We start from the raw sequence: 19493 nt of genomic DNA, 5'->3' as shown, positions 1-19493 counted from the left end.
GCGCGGGCCGGCGGTCGGTGAGGGCTGCCCGGCCCGGTGACAGGGGACGGCCCTCTCATGATTGCCCGCAGGGTACGCCATCCCCGCCGGGCGCTCCCTGTCACGGTTTCTCGCTCTCGGCGTACGACCTCCGGGAACTTCGCCGACCGACCGCACGCTTGCATACAGTGACAGGACCGGCAGGAAACGCGCGGTTTCCACGACCGCGTCCGCGATCGGAAGGACGTACATGCCCATGGGTCACACGGCCACAGCCCAGGCAGGCTCCGGGGGCCTGACAGCGACCGAGCACCGCCTGGCCAACGGCCTGCGCGTGGTGCTCTCCGAGGACCACCTGACCCCGGTCGCGGCGGTGTGCCTCTGGTACGACGTCGGCTCGCGCCACGAAGTCAAGGGCCGTACCGGCCTGGCTCACCTTTTCGAGCACCTCATGTTCCAGGGCTCCGCCCAGGTCAAGGGCAACGGCCACTTCGAGCTGGTCCAGGGCGCCGGCGGCTCCCTCAACGGCACCACCAGCTTCGAGCGCACCAACTACTTCGAGACCATGCCCGCCCACCAGCTGGAGCTCGCCCTCTGGCTGGAGGCCGACCGCATGGGCTCCCTGCTGGCCGCCCTGGACGACGAGTCCATGGAGAACCAGCGCGACGTCGTGAAGAACGAGCGCCGCCAGCGCTACGACAACGTGCCGTACGGCACCGCGTTCGAGAAGCTGACCTCCCTCGCCTACCCGGACGGTCACCCCTACCACCACACGCCGATCGGCTCGATGGCCGACCTGGACGCGGCGACCCTGGAGGACGCGCGCGCGTTCTTCCGGACGTACTACGCGCCCAACAACGCGGTCCTCTCGGTCGTCGGCGACATCGACCCGGAGCAGACGCTCGCCTGGATCGAGAAGTACTTCGGCTCCATCCCGGGCCACGACGGCAAGCCCGAGCCGCGCGACGGCTCGCTGCCGGACATCATCGGCGAGCAGCTGCGCGAGGTCGTCGAGGAGGAGGTCCCGGCCCGCGCGCTGATGGCCGCCTACCGTCTGCCGCAGGACGGCACGCGCGCGTGCGACGCCGTCGACCTGGCGCTCACCGTCCTGGGCGGCGGCGAGTCCTCCCGCCTCTACAACCGGCTGGTGCGCCGCGACCGTACGGCCGTCGCGGCCGGCTTCGGCCTGCTGCGGCTCGCCGGGGCGCCCTCCCTCGGCTGGCTTGACGTCAAGACCTCCGGCGACGTCGAGGTGCCCGTGATCGAGGCCGCCATCGACGAGGAGCTCGCCCGGTTCGCCGAGGAGGGCCCGACCGCCGAGGAAATGGAGCGGGCCCAGGCCCAGTTGGAGCGCGAGTGGCTCGACCGGCTCGGCACCGTCGCCGGCCGCGCGGACGAACTGTGCCGGTTCGCCGTCCTGTTCGGCGACCCGCAGCTCGCCCTCACCGCCGTCCAGCGCGTGCTGGACGTCACGCCCGAGGAGGTGCGGGAGGTCGCCAAGGCCCGCCTGCGCCCCGACAACCGCGCGGTGCTCGTCTACGAGCCCACCGCCCCCGAAGCCCCCGCCGACCAGGACGAGAACGAGGAGGCGGCCCAGTGACCGAGCTCGCCACGATGGACTTCCACCCCCAGCCCCGGGCGGGCGAGGCCAAGCCGTGGGCGTTCCCGGCGCCCGAGCGCGGCACGCTGGACAACGGCCTGACCGTCCTGCACTGCCACCGCCCCGGCCAGCAGGTCGTCGCCGTCGAGGTCCTCCTGGACGCGCCCCTGGACGCCGAACCGGCCGGCCTGGACGGCGTCGCCACGATCATGGCGCGTGCCTTCTCCGAGGGCACCGACAAGCACTCCGCCGAGGAGTTCGCCGCCGAGCTGGAGCGCTGCGGCGCCACCCTCGACGCGCACGCCGACCACCCCGGCGTCCGCCTCAGCCTGGAGGTGCCCGCCTCCCGCCTGCCCAAGGCGCTCGGACTGGTCGCCGACGCCCTGCGCGCGCCGGCGTTCGCCGAGAGCGAGGTCGAGCGCCTGGTCCGCAACCGCCTGGACGAGATCCCGCACGAGCTGGCCAACCCCTCCCGCCGTGCCGCCAAGGAGCTCTCCAAGGAGCTGTTCCCGGCGGCCGCGCGCATGTCGCGCCCGCGCCAGGGCACCGCCGAGACGGTCGAGAAGATCGACTCCGCGGCCGTACAGGCCTTCTACGAGAAGCACGTCCGGCCCGCCACGGCCACCGTCGTGGTCGTCGGCGACCTCACCGGCGTCGACCTGGCCGCGCTCCTCGGCGACACCCTGGGCGCCTGGACGGGCACCCCGGGCCAGCCGCGGCCCGTGCCGCCGGTGACCGCCGACGACACCGGCCGTGTCGTCATCGTGGACCGCCCCGGCGCCGTCCAGACGCAGCTGCTCATCGGCCGTATCGGCGCCGATCGGCACGCGCGCGTGTGGGCCGCCCAGGTGCTCGGCACGTACTGCCTCGGCGGCACCCTCACCTCCCGCCTGGACCGCGTCCTGCGCGAGGAGAAGGGCTACACCTACGGGGTGCGCGCGTTCGGGCAGGTCCTCAGGTCCGCCCCGGACGGCTCCGGTGCCGCGATGCTCGCCATCAGCGGTTCCGTCGACACCCCGAACACCGGCCCCGCCCTGGACGACCTGTGGAAGGTGCTGCGCACCCTCGCCGCGGGGGGCCTGACCGACGCCGAGCGCGATGTCGCGGTGCAGAATCTGGTCGGGGTGGCGCCGCTGAAGTACGAGACCGCGGCGGCCGTCGCCAGCACGCTGGCCGACCAGGTGGAGCAGTACCTGCCCGACGACTACCAGGCGACGCTGTACCAGCAGCTCGCCGCGACAGGCACCGTCGAGGCCACCGCGGCGGCCGTGAGCGCCTTCCCGGTGGACCGTCTGGTGACCGTCCTCGTCGGTGACGCCGCACAGATCAAGGAGGCGGTCGAGGCGCTCGGCATCGGCGAGGTCAAGGTCGTACCCGCGGAGTAGACGTCGAGCAGTCGCGCCCAACGGCACGCACGCGTGGGGGCCCTGGTGGACGGAACCGTCACCAGGGCCTCCAGATGTCCGAATTGGGGCGGAGGTTGCCTGTCTGCCCTGTGGGATGCGCTACAAAAACCGCGATCCGTTTGAGGATTGAAGGCCGCCCCGCATAGCTTCATGCGGGCTGTTCGTCAGGCAGTGCGCCGCACCCGCGGCACCGGACAGTCATCGCCGAGTCCCCGTACGGCGCGAGCCAGGGGAGCCGGGGACCCATGTGAAGTCCCTGGGGTGAATCGGACGCCCGCGCATGCCGCGAGGGGGCCCGTAGGAGACCTTCCTGCTCCGAACCCGTCAGCTAACCCGGTAGGCGAGAGGGAAGGAAAGGACCGCCCAACTTCATGGCGTTCACCTACGCCACCGGGAAGCACCGTCGCGCGAGCCGTATGCAGCGCACCACCACCCGCGCGGTGGGTGTCGCGGCGCTCACCACCACCGGTGTCATGGCCACCGTCGCCTCCGCCCCGGCCTTCGCCGCCGAGCCGACTCCCGAGCAGACCGGGCTGATCCCGGTCGTCACCGCCGGCGAGGCCGTCGCCGAGCAGATCGACGACCAGGTCGCCGTGCAGAAGAAGGCCGCCTTCGAGGAGGCCGCTCGCGAGGCGGCCGCCAAGAAGGCCGTGGAGGAGCGCGAGGCACGCGTGCGTGCCGCCCGGGAGGCGGAGCGCAAGCGGCTGAACGCCTTCGTGCTGCCGATCACCGGCTCGTACGTCTCCACCGGCTACCAGGCCAGCAGTTCCCTGTGGTCCTCCGGCAGCCACACCGGCATCGACTTCCACGCCGCCAGCGGCACCACCGTGCACGCGGTCGGCCTGGGCACCGTCGTGGAGGCCGGCTGGGGCGGGTCGTACGGCAACCAGATCGTCATCAAGATGAACGACGGCACGTACACCCAGTACGGCCACCTGTCGTCCATCGGCGTCTCGGTGGGCCAGAAGGTCACCCCCGGCCAGCAGATCGGCCTGTCCGGCGCGACCGGCAACGTCACCGGCGCGCATCTGCACTTCGAGGCGCGCACCACCGCGGAGTACGGCTCGGACATCGACCCGGTCGCCTACCTCCGCAAGCACGGCGTGAACGTCTGACGACACACGGCGACAGATCGTCCAGCCCCGGCCCACTCGGCCGGGGCTTTCGCCGTTTCGGACGCCCCGCTGGCCAAAAAATATCCCCGGATTCCGGTCCGCCGTCGGAAATTCCGGCTCATTGCAATAGAGTCACGGACTACACGTCAATCGTCGACGTTTCACGGGGATTAAGGCGGAGGTCGGTCATGCGTATTCCGGCGCACTCGGTGTGCACGGCCATCCGGGACGACATCGTCGCGGGTGTCTACGAGCGCGGCAGCCGCCTCACCGAGGAACTCCTCGCCCGCCGCTACGGCGTTTCCCGTGTCCCCGTCCGGGAGGCGCTGCGCACTCTGGAGGCCGAGGGCTTCGTCGTCACCCGGCGCCACGCGGGCGCCTGCGTCGCGGAACCGACCGAGCAGGAGGCCGCCGACCTGCTGGAGATGCGCATGCTCCTGGAGCCGCTCGGCGCCGCCCGGGCCGCGCAGCGGCGCACCGAGGCCCATCTCAAGGTGCTGCGCGGCCTCGTCCGGCTGGGCCAGGAGCGGGCCAGGAGGGGCAGCAGTGAGGATCTGCGCTCCCTGGGCGGCTGGTTCCACGAGACGCTCGCCCAGGCCTCCGGAAGCCACGCCCTGACGTCGATGCTCACCCAGCTGCGCCACAAGATCGCCTGGATGTACACGGTGGAGGCGCCGGCCAACCCCGTGGAGTCCTGGGCCGAGCACGGCGCGATCGTGGACGCGGTGGCGCGCGGCGACCAGGAGCGCGCCCGGACGGTCACGGCGCTGCACACCGAGCGTGCGACGGCCGCTCACCGGTTGCGTTTCTCCGGCGGCGCGGAGCGCGTCGACCGCGTGAGGACTTCGCAACCTCCCGTAAACATGACGGGTCTGCGGCATTAACACGGGGGCCGTATACAAAGAAGGGATATTCGGCGGAGAGATATTTCCGCTGCCCTTACGCTCGCGCGCCGCGAATTTCCGGTGGTGCGCTCTTCGTGTGCCCGGAGGCGGATTTCCGGTTATGCCGCCGGTAATTCCCGTGGAGCCGCTGCGAAAGTCCGTGCGAAAAATGGCGAAGCCGCGCCGCCCGGGAGGGCGACGCGGCTTCGCGTGTGACTCAGACGGTCTCGGGGAGTTCCTCGAGACCCTCGGCGACCAGCTTCGCCAGCCGGTCGAGGGCGACGTCCGCGCCCTCGGCGTCGGAGGCGAGGACGATCTCCTCGCCGCCCTGGGCGCCGAGGCCGAGGACGGCCAGCATGGAGGCCGCGTTGACGGGATTGCCGTCTGCCTTGGCGATCGTCACCGGGACGCCTGCGGCCGTGGCGGCTCGGACGAAGATGGAGGCGGGGCGGGCGTGGAGGCCCTCGGCCCAGCCGACGTTGACGCGGCGCTCAGCCATGTGTTGCTGCCCTTCGGTTCTCATGTTGTCTAGACCAGTGTTCCACACGTGAAGCGTGGGAGGAACGGGTCATACGTCCCGTCCCTCGTGCGGTCGCCTGATCGCGGCCTCGATCCGGCTTCCGTCCTCCACAGACTGCCTCGCGCCGTTGTCGTACGCGAGCCGTACTCTGGGCCCCATGCAGAGCGCCTCGGACCGGCACGAGTACCCCGCCCACTGGGAGGCCGACGTGGTGCTGCGCGACGGCGGCACCGCGCGCATCCGCCCCATCACCGTTGATGACGCCGAGCGCCTGGTCAGCTTCTACGAGCAGGTCTCGGACGAGTCGAAGTACTACCGCTTCTTCGCGCCCTACCCGCGACTGTCCGCCAAGGACGTCCACCGCTTCACGCACCACGACTTTGTGGACCGGGTGGGACTCGCGGCCACGGTCGGCGGCGAGTTCATCGCAACCGTACGCTATGACCGCATTGGCGCCGACGGCATGGCCGCCTCCGCGCCCGCCGACGAGGCCGAGGTCGCCTTCCTCGTCCAGGACGCCCACCAGGGGCGCGGCGTCGCCTCCGCGCTCCTCGAACACATCGCGGCCGTCGCACGCGAGCGCGGCATCCGCCGTTTCGCCGCCGAGGTGCTCCCCGCCAACACCAAGATGATCAAGGTCTTCACGGACGCCGGCTACACCCAGCAGCGCAGCTTCGAGGACGGCGTCGTCCGCCTGGAGTTCGACCTCGAACCCACCGAACGCTCCCTGGCCGTGCAGCGCGCGCGGGAACAGCGCGCCGAGTCCCACTCCGTACGGCGACTGCTGGCGCCCGGCTCCGTCGCCGTCGTCGGCACCGGCCGCGCCCCCGGCGGCGTCGGCCGCAGCGTCCTCGGCAACCTCCGGGAAGCCGGCTTCACCGGACCTCTCCACGCCGTGAACCGGGCGTTCCCCGAGGACCTGAAGGAGATCGACGGGATCCCCGCCCACCGCTCCGTGCGCGACATCGCCGAGCCCGTCGACCTCGCGATCGTCGCCGTCCCCGCCGAGCACGTGCCCGAGGTCGTCACCGAGTGCGGCGAACACGGCGTCCAGGGACTCGTCGTCCTCTCCGCCGGATACGCCGAGAGCGGCCCCGACGGCCGCGAGCGCCAGCGCGCACTCGTGCGGCACGCGCGTGCGTACGGCATGCGCATCATCGGCCCCAACGCCTTCGGCGTCATCAACACCTCACCGCAGGTGCGGCTCAACGCCTCGCTGGCCCCGGAGATGCCACGCCCCGGCCGCATCGGTCTGTTCGCCCAGTCCGGCGCCATCGGCATCGCGCTGCTCTCCCGTCTGCACCGGCGCGGCGGCGGCGTCACCGGCGTCACCGGCGTGTCCACCTTCGTCTCCTCCGGCAACCGCGCGGACGTCTCCGGCAACGACGTCCTGCAGTACTGGTACGACGACCCGGACACCGACGTCGCCCTGATGTACCTGGAATCCATCGGCAACCCGCGCAAGTTCACCCGCCTCGCGCGGCGCACGGCGGCGGCCAAGCCCCTGGTGGTCGTCCAGGGCTCCGGCTCCGCCCCGCAGGGGCACGCCGTCCGCGCGACCCGGCTCCCGCACGCCACGGTGTCGGCGCTGCTGCGCCAGGCCGGCGTGATCCGCGTCGACACCATCACCGAACTGGTCGACGCGGGCCTGCTGCTCGCCCGCCAGCCCCTGCCGACCGGACCACGTGTGGCGATCCTCGGCAACTCCGAGTCGCTGGGGCTGCTGACGTACGACGCGTGCCTCTCCGAGGGACTGCGGCCGCTCCCGCCGCTGGACCTGACGACGGAGGCGACGGCGGAGGACTTCCACGCGGCCCTGGCGCGGGCGCTGGCCGACGAGACGTGCGACGCGGTGGTGGTGACGGCGATACCGGCCATCGGCGAGACCTCGCCGAGTGACGCGCAGCTCGCGGAGGCGCTGCGCTCGGCCGCCGCGGCGGCCCCCGCCAAGCCGGTGCTCGTCGTCCACGTCGAGCTCGGCGGACTGGCGGCGGCGCTGTCCGCCGCGACGAGCACCGCACCGCGCGCCGAGGCCGCCGCACGCGCGCGTGGCGCGGCACCCGACGGCCGGACGCCGGCGCAGGCCGCCGTCGCGGCCCCCGAGGGCGCCCACCTCATCCCGGCCTACCCCGCCGCCGAACGCGCCGTCCGCGCCCTCGCCGAAGCGGTGCACTACGCGCGGTGGCGGCGCGAGGCCGCCGACCCCGGCAAGGTGCCCGCGTACGAGGACATCGACGAGAAGGCCGCCGCCCGGCTGATCGACGGGCTGCTCTCCCGGGGCCAGGGCCTCACCCTCGGCACCGAGGAGACCTGCGAGCTGCTCGGCCACTACGGCATCCGCACCCGCCGGGCCATCCCCGCGCCCACCCCCGACGAGGCGGCACGCGCGGCCGCCGTCCTCGGCTACCCCGTCGCCCTCAAGGCCACCGCCCCGCACCTGCGCCACCGCGCCGATCTGGGAGGCGTACGCCTCGACCTCGCCGACGAGGAGCAACTGCGCCGGTCGTACGCCGAGTTGACCGAGCTGTTCGGGAAGCCCGAGGAGGTCCGCCCGGTCGTCCAGGCGATGGCCCCGCGCGGGGTCGACACCGTCGTCCGCGCGGTCATCGACCCGGCGGCCGGCGCCGTGCTGTCCTTCGGACTCGCCGGAGCGGCCTCCCAGCTGCTCGGCGACATGGCACACCGCCTGGTCCCGGTCACCGACCGCGACGCCACCTCCCTGATCCGCTCGATCCGGACCGCCCCGCTCCTCTTCGGCTGGCGCGGCTCCACCCCCGTCGACACCCCCGCCCTGGAAGAGCTCCTCCTGCGCGTCTCCCGCCTGGTCGACGACCACCCCGAGGTCGTCGCCGTCACCCTGGAACCGGTGGTCGTCGCCCCGCACGGCCTGAGCGTCCTCGGCGCCTCGGTCCGCCTCGCCCCGCCACCGGCCCGCGACGACCTCGGCCCCCGCACGCTCCCGGCGTACTGAGGACGGCCGAGGACGGTCGTGAGGCAGCGGCCCCCTGCCGCCTCCCCGCGGGGGCCTGGTGCGACTGGGACATGACCGCCCGGGAGCGCCCGGCAGTTCCGGCCGGCGGCCGGGCCGCGAGCTCACGTACCCCCACGGCCCCGAGCTGCCGCGGCCGGGCCGCCACCTCGGCGGACCGCCCCTCGCCGTCGGCTTCGAGCCGCCCGGCGTGCGGCTCGCTCCCTGGGCACTCCTCCGGACCAGCGGTGAGGGGAGAAGCCGGGGGCGCCCCCGCCGTACGGAAGCGCCCGCGAGCGGTGCCTCGCAGTCAGCCGGTCCCCGTAGGATGGACGGCATGGCCAAGACCAGTACGACGACCCAGGGGCTGCGCGCGGCGATCGAGCGCAGCGGCTACTACCCGGCCCTCGTGGCCGAGGCGGTGGAGGCCGCCGTGGGCGGCGAGCCCATCCGGTCGTACCTGGTCCACCAGGAGACCACGTTCGACCAGAACGAGGTGCGCCGGCACGTGACCGTGCTGATCCTCACCGGCAACCGCTTCATCGTCAGCCACACCGACGAGCAGGCCGCCGACACCACCTCCCCGACGCCGTACGCCACGACCTCCACGGAGTCCGTGAAGCTCGGCCGGATCTCCTCGGTCGTCGTCAGCCGCGTGGTCGCCAACCCGGAGTCGTACACGCCGGGCACGCTGCCGCGCGAGGTGGTGCTGACCATCGGCTGGGGCGCCGTCTCCCGTATCGACCTGGAGCCGGCCGCCTGCGGCGACCCCAACTGCGACGCCGACCACGGCTACACGGGCAGCTCGACGGCGGACGACCTCAGCCTGCGCGTCAGCGAGGCGGGCGACGGTCCGGAGACGGTGCGCCAGGCGCTCGCCTTCGCGCAGTCGCTCTCCGAGGCGACCGCGGACCCCAACCGCTGATGGCACAGCCCGCCTGGGACCACGTGGAGCCGTTGGCCGTCTCCTCCGCCCCCGTCCCCGAGTACGGCTCCGGCTCCCTCGCCGACCTGCTGCCCACCCTGGCAGCCGGCCTCGGCGTACCCGGCATGACCGCCGCGATCCCGGAGCTGACCCCGGCCGACCGCAACTGCGTCTTCCTGATCGACGGCCTCGGCTGGGAGCAGATCGGCGCCCACCCCGACGAGGCGCCGTACCTGCACTCGCTCCTCGGCAGCTCGCGCGGCGGCAGCGGACGCCCGCTCACCGCCGGCTACCCGGCGACCACCGCGACCTCCCTCGCCTCCGTCGGCACCGGCCTCCCGCCGGGCGCCCACGGGCTGCCCGGCTACACCGTGCGCAACCCCGCCACCGGCCAGCTCATGAACCAGCTCCGCTGGCAACCCTGGGCCCCGCCGGCCCCCTGGCAGCCGTACCCCACGGTCTTCCAGCTCGCCGACGCGGCCGGCGTGCACGCCGCGCAGGTGACCTCGCCCACCTTCCAGAACACCCCGCTGACGAAGGTCGCGCTCAGCGGCGGAACGTTCCACGGGCGGCTGACCGGCGAGGAGCGCATGGACCTCGCCGCCGAGCAGCTCGCCGCCGGCGACCGCTCCCTGGTCTACACGTACTACTCCGAACTGGACGGCGCGGGCCACCGCTACGGCGTCGCCTCCGACACCTGGCGCGGCCAGCTCATGTACGTCGACCGGCTGGTCCAGCGACTGGCCGAACAACTGCCTCCGCGCAGCGCGCTCTACGTCACCGCCGACCACGGCATGGTCGACGTGCCCTTCGACGAGCAGCACCGCATCGACTTCGACGAGGACTGGGAACTGCGTGCCGGGGTCGCCCTGCTGGGCGGCGAGGGCCGCGCCCGCCACGTCTACGCCGTACCGGGCGCCGAGAGCGACGTGCTGACCTGCTGGCGCGAGGTGCTCGGCGAGCAGTTCTGGGTGGCCTCGCGGGACGAGGCGATCGCGGCCGGCTGGTTCGGGCCACGGATCGACGAGCGGGTGTACGACCGTCTCGGCGACGTGATCGCGGCCGCCCGGGACGACGTCCTGATCATCGCCTCCGAGCGGGAGCCCAAGGAGTCGGCCATGGTCGGCAACCACGGCTCGATGACCCCTGCCGAGCAGCTGGTCCCGCTGCTCGAAGTACGCTCCTGAAGCCACGTCCCGCTCCCGTCCTTCCCTTTTCACCGAAAGGTGCTCAACTCACCATGCCCGAGCTGGTGTTCTTCTCCGGAACGATGGACTGCGGGAAGTCGACGCTGGCTCTGCAGATCGAGCACAACCGCTCCGCACGGGGCCTGCAGGGCATGATCTTCACCCGCGACGACCGCGCGGGGGAGGGCAAGCTGTCCTCCCGGCTCGGCCTGGTCACCGACGCGGTCGAGGTCGAGGACGGCCAGGACCTGTACGGGTATCTCGTCGACCACCTCTCGCAGGGCGGCCGCGCGGACTATGTGATCGCGGACGAGGCGCAGTTCCTCGCCGAGGAGCAGATCGACCAGCTCGCGCGCGTGGTCGACGACCTCGGCATCGACGTCTACGCCTTCGGTATCACCACCGACTTCCGTTCCAAGCTGTTCCCCGGCTCCCAGCGGCTCGTCGAACTCGCCGACCGCGTCGAGGTCCTCCAGGTCGAGGCACTGTGCTGGTGCGGCGCCCGCGCCACGCACAACGCTCGCACGGTGGGCGGCGTCATGGTCGTCGAGGGCGCCCAGGTCGTCGTCGGCGACGTCGACCAGGCGGACACCATCGGCTACGAGGTCCTGTGCCGCCGCCACCACCGGCGCCGGATGACGGCCGCGTCGGCCCGGGCCGCGGCCCTGTCGCCGGACGTGCTGCCGGTGCAGCAGGCCTGAAGCCCGTCCGCCCCTCAGCGAGGTCCCTGGATCAGGGCGAAGCGGGCGCCCTCGGGATCGGACACCGTGGCCACGCGGCCGTGTGCGCTGTCGCGGACCGGTGCGAGGACGTGCCCGCCGAGGTCGGTGAGAAGGGTGAGCGCGGCGTCCGCGTCGGCCACCTCGAAGTACGTCACCCAGTGCGGTCCCCGGTCCCGGGACAGCGCGGCACCCACACCATGGATGCCGGCGACGGGTCGCCCTCCGATGCGCAGCGTCACGTAGTCGAAGTCGGCGGACGCCTCCGCCTCCTGCGCGTAGCCGAACACGGTCTCGTAGAACTTGCCGACGCTCGCGGTCTCGTAGGTCAGCAGCTCGTTCCAGGCGGGCGTGCCGGGCACCCCGGTGATGGTCGTGCCGCGGTGGGCCGCCGCCTGCCAGATGCCGAAGACGGCGCCGGAGGGGTCGGAGCCGATCGCCAGGCGGCCGGCGTCGGCGGCGTCCAGGGGGCCCACCCCGATCGTGCCGCCGCACAGCCGCACCGTTTCGGCACTGGTGTCCGCATCCTCGGAGGCGAGGTAAGGCGTCCAGGCGACGGGGAGATGGCGGTCCGGGGGCAGTTGGCCGATTCCGGCCACCTCTTGGCCGTCGAGCAGGGCGCGGACGTACGGGCCGAGCTGCAGCGGGCCGGGTTGGAATTCCCAACCGAAGAGCTCACCGTAGAACTCCTGGGTCGACGTCAATCCATGCACCATCAGACTCACCCAGCAGGGTGTACCGGGCGCGTACCGGGCGGGTGTTGCGCCGTTCTGGCGGGCCGACCCATGTGCCTCGGTCATCGTCCCTCTCTCCCCGGCCCCTCGCGGGGGCCCGTGTCGCGTCCGCCCTCGGAGGATGCCTGATGGGGGGTTTCCCGTCGGTTCACACGCGGTTGTCGCCGTATGTCGATCGCCTGTACGGCACGTGCTCGATCCCGCACGGCTCGTGATCGGGCGTGTCCGGCCGAGCAGAGTAGCCGGACCGGAGCGATGGGGCCACCCCGTGCGCGAGGATGGTGGCCATGAACGTCATCATCACCGCAACCGAACTCGCGGGCGACCTGGCGGGGGAGCACCCGCCCGTCGTCCTCGACGTCCGCTGGCAGCTCAGCGTGGCCAAGGCGGCCGGTGAGCCGCCCTTCGACGGCCGGGCCGCCTACGAGGCCGGGCACGTGCCCGGTGCGGTCTACGTCGACCTGGACCGGGAGCTCGCGGGAACCCCGGGCGCCGCCGGCCGGCATCCGCTGCCCGACCTCGCGGAGTTCGGCGCGGCGATGCGCCGGGCCGGGGTGTCGGCAGGGCGGCCGGTGGTCGTGTACGACGGCGGGCAGGGCTGGGCCGCGGCCCGCGCGTGGTGGCTGCTGCGCTGGACGGGTCACCCGGACGTGCGGGTCCTCGACGGCGGGCTGCCCCAGTGGCGTGGAGAGCTCTCGGTCGACGTGCCCGCGCACGTGGAGGGCGACTTCGAGCCGGCTCCGGCCGCCGCGGGCCTCCTCGACGCGGACGGTGCCGCCGAACTGGCCCGTGCCGGAGTCCTGTTCGACGCGCGCGCGGGGGAGCGGTACCGGGGCGAGGTCGAGCCGATCGACCGGGTCGGCGGGCACATCCCGGGCGCTGTGTCCGCGCCCACCACCGACAACGTGGGCCCGGACGGCCGTTTCCGGCCCGCCGAGGAACTGCACGACCGCTTCAAGGCGCTGGGGGCGTCCGACGGCACGGAGGTGGGCGTCTACTGCGGTTCCGGCGTCTCCGGCGCCCACGAGGTGCTGGCACTGGCGGTGGCGGGCATTCCGGCGGCCCTGTACGTGGGCTCCTGGTCGGAGTGGTCGTCGGACCCGTCCCGGCCGGTCGCCGTGGGGCCCGACCCTGAGTGACCTGCCTCGCACGCGGACGTCCGCGGGGGCCGCCACCGAGTAGGTGAGGCCCCCGCGGACGTATGAACCGTCGTGCGGACCGATGTCCGCGAACCGGCCCGCGGCCCGGCAGAGTTGCCGTACGGCGGCTTACTCCTGCTTCTTGCGGCGGGTCCCGAAGACGATCTCGTCCCAGCTCGGCACCGCGGCCCGGCGGCCCGGACGGACGCCGTCCGCCTCGGCCTGGCGGTCGGTGGCGCCGACCAGCCGGTCGCGGTGGCTGCCGACGGAGCGCGGCATGAGGACATCCGCGTAGGCGGAACCGGCGGAGGCCGCGGGCGCCGGGGGTTCCTCGGTCTCGGACTCCTGCTCGTCGGGCTCCTCCGGGGCCTCCGCCGGACGCTCGGGGACGACCATGTCGCCCCGGAAGCTCGGCACCGCCTCCAGCAGGCTGGTCAGCGAGTCCCGCTCCCGCTCGCCGGTGCTCTCCTCGGCCGGCTCGGACGGCTGCGCGGGCAGGCTCGGCCGCTCCAGCGCACGGTCCAGCGGGCGGTCGCGCGGCAGCCGTGCGATGCGCGGGACGAACGGAAAGCTGGGCTCCGGCGCGGCGAGGTCGTCGGACTCGCCGATCAGCGAGCGCGCTTCCTCGTCGACGGCCTGGACGAGCCGCCGCGGCGGATCGTACGTCCAGCTCGCGGAGTGCGGTTCGCCCGCGACCCGGTAGACGAGCAGCACCTCCCAGGTGCCGTCGTCGCGGCGCCAGGAGTCCCACTGGACGGTGTCCTTCTCGGCGCCGCGCAGCAGCAGCCGCTCCTGGACGGCCTCGCCGAGCTGCGGCCCCGCGGCGTTCTCGCCGGGCCGGCGGACGGGCGTCTTGCGGGCCCGCTCCGCCATGAAGGCACGCTCGGCCAGCACGGGTCCCTCGAACCGGCGTACGCGGTCGACGGGGATGCCTGCCATTTGCGCGACTTCTTCCGCGGTCGCGCCGGCTCGTATACGCGCCTGGATGTCACGGGGGCGGAGATGGCTCTCCACCTCGATCTCGATCTGGCCGAGGCGGGGACGGTCGCCGCGTACGGCGGCGCGCAGACGCTCGTCAATCGGAAGCGTGTACTCCGTGCTGTCCGCAGCCTTCAGCACCAGCCGTGTGCCGTCATTCGAGACGGCCACGACACGCAGTTCGGGCATGGGGACCTCCCGGGTGGTGCCTGCCGACGTCACGTGCGTCGCTGCTTCCGCTAGTCGAGTGTGGCCTGCCCGGGTGCAGCCTGCCACAACCTTGCCGAGTTGCCCGGCGTGTCGGGCATGAGCCCTTGATCGCCGTTATGGCACGGTTACCTGTTCGCCACGCTAAGTGACCAACACCGTCACCCTGTGCAACTAGTCCCCTCCTGGCGGTCCAGCAAGGCCCCGGACACCCTGGAGGGAGGCCGGGCCCAGGGCTCGCAACAGTACTCCATTTGGGCCACGTGCGTGGATTGGCGCGCCGCCCAACTTCTGGCAAGGGGTGGGACCCGGCCGTCCGTTACGCGCTTTCTGCGATCTTGAAAGTGGTGCACGTCACTCGACCGCTACACCCCCAGAACCCTTCGCAAGTAGTCGTTCTGGAACCGGCGTTCGGGATCCAGCCGGTCCCGGAGGGCGGTGAACTCCCCGAAACGCGGATAGACCCGGGCGAAGTAGTCCGCATCGCGCGTATGCACCTTCCCCCAGTGCGGCCGCCCCTCGTGCGCGGTGAAGATGCGCTCGGCGGCGGTGAAGTACGCCTGGTAGGGCGTCCCCTTGACCATGTGGACGGCGATGTACGCGCTGTCGCGGCCGGAGGCTGTGGACAGCGTGATGTCATCGGCCGGCGCGGTGCGCACCTCCACGGGGAAACTCACCCTGAGGTCCGAGCGGTCGAGCATCGCCTTCAGCTCGCGCAGCGTCTCGGTGACGGCCGCACGCGGAACGGCGTACTCCATCTCCACGAAGCGCACCCGGCGCGGAGATGTGAAGACCTTGTAGGGGATGTCCGTGTAGGTCCGCGAGGACAGCGCCTTGCTGGAGATCTGGGCGATCGCCGGAATCGTGCCGGGCGCCGCGCGGCCCACCCACTGGGCCACCTGGAAGACGCCGTTGGAGAGGAACTCGTCCTCGATCCAGCCCGAGACCTGGCTCACCGGCTTGCGGGGGCCCGCGCTGCGGTTGTTGCGCTTGGTGTTGGTGCTGCCGGTGTGCGGGAACCAGTAGAACTCGAAGTGCTCGTTCTCGGCCCACAACTCGTCGAAGTCGGCGAGGACCTTGTCGAGGGACATCGGCTCCTCGCGCGCGGTGAGCAGGAAGATCGGCTCCACGGCGAAGGTGATCGCGGTGACGATGCCCAGGGCGCCGAGCCCGATCCGGGCGGCCGCGAAGACCTCCGGATTCTCCTTCTCGGAGCAGCTCAGCACCGACCCGTCCGCCGTGACCAGCTCCAGGCCCTTGATCTGGGCGGCGATCGAGCCGGACTCGCGCCCCGTCCCGTGGGTGCCGGTGCTGGTGGCCCCGGAGACCGTCTGCTCCATGATGTCGCCCATGTTCGTGAGCGACAGGCCCTCGCGCGCGAGGGCCAGGTTGAGTCTCTTGAGCGGTGTGCCGGCCTCGACCGTGACCGTCATGTCGTCGCGGTCGATCTCGCGGATGCCGGTCAGGAGCTGAGGGCGGATCAACACGCCGTCGGTGGCGGCGATCGCCGTGAAGGAGTGGCCGGTGCCGACCGCCTTCACCTTGAGACCGTCCTCGGCGGCCCGCCGCACCGCCGCGGCCAGTTCGTCGACGGAGGCAGGCGTGACCTCCCGCGCGGGACGGGCGGACACATTGCCGCCCCAGTTACGCCACGTGCCGTTCTTCCCGCTCGCTGTGCTGCTCAACGGTGCCTCCCCGACCCGGAGCCGGCCTGCTGAGCCGGCGGTACCCCAGGAAACCGACCGCGACCGCGACGGCCCCGGACACCGCCGGAACCCCGTACCCGGCCTGCGCGCCGGCCGCGTCGATGACCCAGCCGGCGATGGAGGAGCCGAGCGCGACCCCGACCGCGAGCCCGGTGCTGATCCAGGTCATGCCCTCGGTCAGTTGTGCGCCTGGTACGTGCTTTTCGATGAGGGACATGGTGGTGATCATCGTAGGAGCGATGGCCAGGCCCGCAACGAACAGCGCCACAGCCAGAAACGGCAAGTTTCCGACCAGTAGGAGGGGGATCATACTCACGGCCATCATGAACACGCCCAGCAGCCAGCGCCTCTCCGGCGTCCCCTCGAGGCGCAGCAGGCCGAAGACGAGCCCGGCCAGGCAGGAACCGGCGGCGTAGAGCGCCAGGACCACACTCGCGGCGCCCTTGTGGCCACGCTCGTCGGCGAAGGCGACGGTCACCACGTCGACCGCTCCGAAGATCGTGCCGGTCGCCACGAAGGTGGCCACCAGGACCTGCAGACCGGGCGAGCGCAGGGCCGAGCCTCCACCGCGCTGCTCGCGCGGGTGCGGCGCGGGTTCGGTGGCCCGTTGCGCGGTCAGCCAGAAGACGCCGACGGCGAGGAAACAGGCCGCCAGCAGCGGTCCCGCCTCGGGGAACCAGGCGGTGGACAGACCGATCGAGATGATCGGCCCGAAAATGAAGCACACCTCGTCGATCACGGACTCGAACGAGTAAGCGGTGTGCAGTTGCGGGGTGCCCCGGTACAGCGCCGCCCAGCGGGCCCGGATCATCGCGCCCAGACTCGGCACCGAACCGATGCCCGCCGCGCACACGAACAGCACCCAGTCCGGCCAGCCGAAGTACGCGGCCAGCAGCAGCCCGGCCGCCGCGGCCAGCGCGACCAGCGTCGCCGGGCGCAGCACCCTGCGCTGGCCGTACTGGTCGACCAGCCGGGAGATCTGCGGCCCGAGGACCGCGGCCGCCAGCGCGATGGTCGCCGACAGGGCGCCCGCGAGGCCGTAGCGCCCGGTGAGCTGGGAGACCATCGTGACCACGCCGATGCCCATCATCGACAGCGGCATCCGGCCGAGGAACCCCGCGGCGGAGAAGCCCTTGGAGCCGGGGGCGGCGAACAGGGCGCGGTACGGGCTGGGCACGGGGGTCTCCGGGGGGTCCGGTCACGCGCGCGTGACCGTTCGGCGCGGCGTGAGGGAAAGCGGCTCTGTGGTGCTCGGTAACGCTCCGTAAGGCGTGAAGCCGACCCATACAGCTTACGAGTTAGGCAACCCTAACGCACTGGCGTCGACGCCCCCGCGCGAACCGGGTCCCGTGGGCGCCCCACGCCACCCCGGGAGGCCACCCCGCCGTTTCCACGCTGTCGGAGGCGGGTGGCAGGATCGACTCATGCCAGACGCGCTCGATGCCACCCCCTACGACGCCCTGCTCCTGCTCTCCTTCGGCGGCCCGGAAGGCCCGGACGACGTGGTCCCGTTCCTGGAGAACGTGACGCGCGGGCGCGGCATCCCGAAGGAACGCCTCAAGGAAGTCGGGCAGCACTACTTCCTGTTCGGCGGGGTCAGCCCCATCAACGACCAGAACCGCGCCCTTCTGGACGCCCTGCGCAAGGACTTCGCCGACCACGGCCTGGACCTGCCCATCCACTGGGGCAACCGCAACTGGGCCCCGTACCTCACGGACACCCTGCGCGAGATGGTCGCCGACGGCCGTCGCCGCGTCCTCGTCCTCGCCACCAGCGCCTACGCCTCCTACTCGGGCTGCCGCCAGTACCGCGAGAACCTCGCCGACTCACTGGCCGCGCTGCGGGCCGAGGGCCTGGAGCCGCCGAAGATCGACAAGCTGCGGCACTACTTCAACCACCCGGGCTTCCTGGAGCCGATGATCGACGGCGTGGTCCAGTCCCTCGCCGACCTCCCCGACGACGTCCGCGACGGCGCCCACCTCGCCTTCACCACCCACTCGATCCCCACGGCCTCGGCCGACACCTCCGGCCCGGTCGAGGGCCACGGCGACGGCGGGGCGTACGTGAGGCAGCACCTGGACGTGGCACGGCTGATCGCCGACGCCGTCCGCGAGCGCACCGGCGTGGACCACCCCTGGCAACTCGTCTACCAGTCCCGCTCCGGCGCCCCGCACATCCCGTGGCTGGAGCCGGACATCTGCGACCACCTCGAGGAGCGGCACGCGGCCGGCGTCCCGGCCGTCGTCATGGTTCCCATCGGTTTCGTCTCCGACCACATGGAGGTCCTCTACGACCTCGACACGGAGGCCATGGCAAGGGCCGAGGAACTGGGCCTGCCGGTGCGCCGCTCGGCCACCGTAGGCGCCGACCCGCGCTTCGCCGCCGCCATCCGCGAGCTCGTCCTGGAGCGCGCCGCCACCGAGAGCGGACGGCGGGTCACCCCGTGCGCTCTGGGCACCCTCGGCGCGAGCCACGACCTCTGTCCCGTCGGGTGCTGCCCGGCCCGCGCGCCCCGGCCCGCCGCCGCGGGCGCCGACAGCCCCTACGCGTGAGGAGCCCCGTGACCGACCCCCTGCACACGGACCTGCTCAAGCTGGCCCAGGAAGCCGCCCGCCGGGCCGGCGAGCTGCTGCGGGACGGCCGCCCGGCCGATCTCGCGGTGGCCGCCACCAAGTCGAGCCCGATCGACGTGGTCACCGAGATGGACATCGCCGCCGAGAAGCTGATCACCGGCCTGATCTCCGAGCACCGCCCCGACGACGGCTTCCTCGGCGAGGAGGGCGCCGCCAGCCCGGGCAGCACCGGCATCCGCTGGGTGATCGACCCTCTCGACGGCACGGTCAACTACCTGTACGGGCTGCCCACCTGGGCCGTCTCCATCGCCGCCGAGCAGGACGGCGAGGCCGTCGTCGGGGTCGTCGAGATCCCGATGCGCGGGGAGTCGTACCACGCGGTGCGCGGCGGCGGGGCCCGGGCGACCGGCGCCTGGGAGGGCGAGCGTGTGCTGGCGTGCCGGCCCGCCACGTCCCTCGAACAGGCCCTGGTCTCCACCGGCTTCAACTACGTCACCGAGGTCCGCACCCACCAGGCCGACGTCGCGCGGCGACTCATCCCGCTCCTGCGGGACATCCGGCGCAGCGGGTCGGCCGCGGTCGACCTGGCCGACGTGGCCGCCGGCCGCCTCGACGGCTACTACGAGCGCGGTCTGCACCCGTGGGACCTCGCCGCGGGCGACCTCATCGCCCGGGAGGCGGGCGCGCTGACCGGTGGACGCCCCGGAGAGCGCCCCTCACGCGGCCTGGCGATCGCGGCGACCCCGGCGGTCTTCGCGCCCCTCCAGCGGCTCCTGGAGGACTTCGGGGCCTGGCACGACTGAAGCCGCGCCGAGCACACGAAGGGGCCCCGGCGCTGGATTCGCCGGGGCCC

Annotated in this window: 16 protein-coding genes and 1 riboswitch; of the genes, 11 read left to right on the top strand and 5 right to left on the bottom strand. The window is 72.6% G+C overall.

Features of this window, described 5'->3' with window-relative positions; genetic code table 11:
* The first annotated feature begins 235 nt into the window (after positions 1-235).
* The 4 genes from ACIBVL_RS29540 to ACIBVL_RS29525 all read left to right on the top strand — a co-directional run bounded on the left by ACIBVL_RS29540 (position 236) and on the right by ACIBVL_RS29525 (position 4984).
* A complete protein-coding gene (locus tag ACIBVL_RS29540; RefSeq protein ID WP_399101637.1) occupies positions 236-1579 on the top strand; it encodes a M16 family metallopeptidase in 1344 nt (447 codons plus the stop codon).
* Positions 1576-2964 carry a M16 family metallopeptidase gene (locus ACIBVL_RS29535; protein WP_399101635.1) on the top strand — a complete coding sequence of 463 codons (1389 nt, stop codon included), beginning with the start codon at positions 1576-1578 and terminating at the stop codon, positions 2962-2964. The genes ACIBVL_RS29540 and ACIBVL_RS29535 overlap by 4 nt, the downstream gene beginning before the upstream one ends.
* A gap of 213 nt (positions 2965-3177) precedes the next feature.
* A riboswitch (cyclic di-AMP (ydaO/yuaA leader) is annotated at positions 3178-3343 on the top strand.
* Positions 3344-3356: 13 nt separating this feature from the next.
* The gene (locus ACIBVL_RS29530; protein WP_399101633.1) at positions 3357-4100 is read left to right on the top strand and encodes a M23 family metallopeptidase; all 744 of its coding nucleotides are present in this window, start codon (positions 3357-3359) and stop codon (positions 4098-4100) included.
* Positions 4101-4288: 188 nt separating this feature from the next.
* Positions 4289-4984: a GntR family transcriptional regulator gene (locus ACIBVL_RS29525; protein WP_399101631.1), complete on the top strand. Its 696-nt coding sequence runs from the start codon at positions 4289-4291 to the stop codon at positions 4982-4984.
* Between the two features lie 217 nt (positions 4985-5201).
* Here ACIBVL_RS29525 and ACIBVL_RS29520 read toward each other — a convergent pair whose 3' ends face one another.
* The gene (locus ACIBVL_RS29520) at positions 5202-5483 is read right to left on the bottom strand and encodes an HPr family phosphocarrier protein (RefSeq protein ID WP_053655224.1); all 282 of its coding nucleotides are present in this window, start codon (positions 5481-5483) and stop codon (positions 5202-5204) included.
* 178 nt (positions 5484-5661) lie between these two features.
* Here ACIBVL_RS29520 and ACIBVL_RS29515 point away from each other — a divergent pair, with 178 nt between their 5' ends.
* From ACIBVL_RS29515 to ACIBVL_RS29500, 4 genes are all read left to right on the top strand, one after another.
* On the top strand, positions 5662-8475 hold the full coding sequence (locus tag ACIBVL_RS29515; protein ID WP_399101628.1) for a GNAT family N-acetyltransferase: 2814 nt from the start codon (positions 5662-5664) through the stop codon (positions 8473-8475).
* 325 nt (positions 8476-8800) lie between these two features.
* Positions 8801-9397 (top strand): DUF5998 family protein, encoded by a 597-nt coding sequence (locus ACIBVL_RS29510; protein ID WP_399101626.1) that lies wholly within the window; start codon positions 8801-8803, stop codon positions 9395-9397.
* Entirely contained in the window at positions 9397-10584 is a 1188-nt protein-coding gene (locus tag ACIBVL_RS29505) for an alkaline phosphatase family protein (protein WP_399101624.1), read from the top strand. Before ACIBVL_RS29510 ends, ACIBVL_RS29505 begins: the two co-directional genes overlap by 1 nt.
* A gap of 53 nt (positions 10585-10637) precedes the next feature.
* A complete protein-coding gene (locus ACIBVL_RS29500) occupies positions 10638-11285 on the top strand; it encodes a thymidine kinase (RefSeq protein WP_399101622.1) in 648 nt (215 codons plus the stop codon).
* A 14-nt stretch (positions 11286-11299) separates the two neighbouring features.
* On the opposite strand, the gene ACIBVL_RS29495 is transcribed toward ACIBVL_RS29500, so the two are convergent.
* On the bottom strand, positions 11300-12103 hold the full coding sequence (locus tag ACIBVL_RS29495) for a VOC family protein (RefSeq protein WP_399101620.1): 804 nt from the start codon (positions 12101-12103) through the stop codon (positions 11300-11302).
* Positions 12104-12324: 221 nt separating this feature from the next.
* On the opposite strand from ACIBVL_RS29495, the gene ACIBVL_RS29490 reads away from it, so the two are divergent.
* Entirely contained in the window at positions 12325-13176 is an 852-nt protein-coding gene (locus ACIBVL_RS29490) for a sulfurtransferase (protein ID WP_399101618.1), read from the top strand.
* A gap of 129 nt (positions 13177-13305) precedes the next feature.
* Here the strand turns inward: ACIBVL_RS29490 and sepH are convergent, their stop codons facing one another.
* From sepH to ACIBVL_RS29475, 3 genes are all read right to left on the bottom strand, one after another.
* On the bottom strand, positions 13306-14343 hold the full coding sequence (sepH, locus tag ACIBVL_RS29485; protein ID WP_399101616.1) for a septation protein SepH: 1038 nt from the start codon (positions 14341-14343) through the stop codon (positions 13306-13308).
* Between the two features lie 383 nt (positions 14344-14726).
* Positions 14727-16046 (bottom strand): D-arabinono-1,4-lactone oxidase, encoded by a 1320-nt coding sequence (locus tag ACIBVL_RS29480; protein ID WP_399101614.1) that lies wholly within the window; start codon positions 16044-16046, stop codon positions 14727-14729.
* The gene (locus ACIBVL_RS29475) at positions 16006-17244 is read right to left on the bottom strand and encodes an MFS transporter (RefSeq protein WP_399101612.1); all 1239 of its coding nucleotides are present in this window, start codon (positions 17242-17244) and stop codon (positions 16006-16008) included. Before ACIBVL_RS29475 ends, ACIBVL_RS29480 begins: the two co-directional genes overlap by 41 nt.
* Positions 17245-17491: 247 nt before the next feature.
* Here ACIBVL_RS29475 and ACIBVL_RS29470 point away from each other — a divergent pair, with 247 nt between their 5' ends.
* Positions 17492-18619: a ferrochelatase gene (locus tag ACIBVL_RS29470; RefSeq protein WP_399101610.1), complete on the top strand. Its 1128-nt coding sequence runs from the start codon at positions 17492-17494 to the stop codon at positions 18617-18619.
* Between the two features lie 8 nt (positions 18620-18627).
* The gene (locus ACIBVL_RS29465; RefSeq protein WP_399101608.1) at positions 18628-19443 is read left to right on the top strand and encodes an inositol monophosphatase family protein; all 816 of its coding nucleotides are present in this window, start codon (positions 18628-18630) and stop codon (positions 19441-19443) included.
* The last annotated feature ends 50 nt before the right edge of the window (positions 19444-19493 follow it).

Origin of the sequence: Streptomyces sp. NPDC049687 (assembly GCF_044465285.1) — a bacterium.
Classification (GTDB): Bacteria; Actinomycetota; Actinomycetes; order Streptomycetales; family Streptomycetaceae; genus Streptomyces.
This window is presented reverse-complemented; position numbering and strand designations above follow the sequence as displayed.